Origin of the sequence: Bowmanella dokdonensis (genome assembly GCF_017254865.1) — a bacterium.
Taxonomy (GTDB): domain Bacteria; phylum Pseudomonadota; class Gammaproteobacteria; order Enterobacterales; family Alteromonadaceae; genus Bowmanella; species Bowmanella dokdonensis.
Genome location: NZ_JAFKCV010000086.1, coordinates 1 through 468, shown reverse-complemented (window position 1 = coordinate 468; position 468 = coordinate 1). Strand labels below are relative to the sequence as shown.

Below are 468 nucleotides of genomic sequence, written 5' to 3'. Positions count from 1 at the left end.
CTTTGATGCGACAGCGCAGCAGAATTTCCTGCTGTTTGTCAGTTAATCCCGCCATCGCGCGCTGCAGGGCATCAAGTTGTTGCGTTTGCGAAAGCTGATGTTCTGGACAGACTTCGTTGCTCAGAATTTCGTCGTCTTCTAACTGTTCGGCAAGAAATTCGCGGGTCTTTACAATATGGCCAATAGATTTGTGACCGATATTAAAGGCCACTTTGTACAGGAAAGCCTTGGGGTTGTGCACATGGCTAAGGTTGTCCATTTGCGACAATTTGGTAAAAGCATCCTGGGCTATATCCTGAGGGTCGGGTGGCCCGTCACCATATAAACGGCGCAACCGGCCGCACAGTTCATTCCAGCATTGGTGGTAGAGGGTTTCGACCACGCGCTTTTGACGCACTTTGGCAGATTCAATGGGGACTACACTGGCCGATATCGGCCTGAATGTGGGAAAAGATTGCGCCTTATTCA

1 protein-coding gene is annotated in these 468 nt (G+C 50.0%); it reads right to left on the bottom strand.

The features are described 5' to 3' along the window. Positions 1-397 (bottom strand): RNA polymerase sigma factor (locus J0A66_RS21660; protein ID WP_206575931.1); only part of this gene is annotated, 397 nt, incomplete at its 3' end. Positions 398-468: the final 71 nt, after the last annotated feature.